Origin of the sequence: Methylobacterium hispanicum, from assembly GCF_022179285.1 — a bacterium.
GTDB lineage: Bacteria > Pseudomonadota > Alphaproteobacteria > Rhizobiales > Beijerinckiaceae > Methylobacterium > Methylobacterium hispanicum.
Window position 1 is genome coordinate 1 of sequence record NZ_BPQO01000093.1, and the last position, 770, is coordinate 770.

Genomic DNA, 770 nt, shown 5'->3' on the forward strand with positions numbered 1-770 from the left:
GGCAGCCGCTATCAGCGGCTGACGACACGCGAACCTGCGCGGTCACAAAAAGACCAGTGATGCGCGTCCTCTCGGAGCGCATCACCGTATGCTTGCCGAACATGACCGGTGGCCAGCAGCTCTCGCTGCCGCACCGGCACACATTCCCTCTTCACGATGTCAGATTCTTTTGACCAACGGCCGATCCGCAGAGGCGGACCACAAGGGCCGTGGCAAACTGGAATTCCGGACAGCCTCTACTCAACACCATGCTCTGAGACGTCGCAGATTGCACTGCGCCAAGTCACAAGAAAATGGTGGAGACAGACGGGATCGAACCGACGACCTCATGCTTGCAAAGCACGCGCTCTCCCAACTGAGCTATGTCCCCGAAGGTGTCAGCTGCAGTCGGTGATGGTTGCTGGTGCGCACGGCACCCGATCGTGGTGGGCCTGGGACGACTCGAACGTCCGACCTCACCCTTATCAGGGGTGCGCTCTAACCACCTGAGCTACAGGCCCGTGGCTGGCAGCGATGCGCGTGCATCGCCTCCCGCTTGTCCGGATGAGAAAGAGAAACGAGGACGGCGACGTCCCGCCAATGGGTCCTGACTGGACCCTGTATCTAAATGACGCCGTACGAGGAGCGGACCGGCCGAGCCGATCATCCTGACAAACAGCATCCTTAGAAAGGAGGTGATCCAGCCGCAGGTTCCCCTACGGCTACCTTGTTACGACTTCACCCCAGTCGCTGACCCTACCGTGGTCGCCTGCCTCCTTGCGGTTGGCGCA

General features: G+C 60.8%; 2 tRNA genes and 1 rRNA gene. All 3 read right to left on the bottom strand.

The annotated features are described in order from the left end of the window. Positions 1–294 precede the first annotated feature (294 nt). Positions 295–370 (bottom strand) — tRNA-Ala (locus MFF56_RS31880). A gap of 53 nt (positions 371–423) precedes the next feature. Beyond that, positions 424–500: transfer RNA gene (locus MFF56_RS31885), tRNA-Ile, on the bottom strand. Positions 501–667: 167 nt separating this feature from the next. Further along, positions 668–770, bottom strand: a 16S ribosomal RNA gene (locus MFF56_RS31890); the annotation flags it as partial.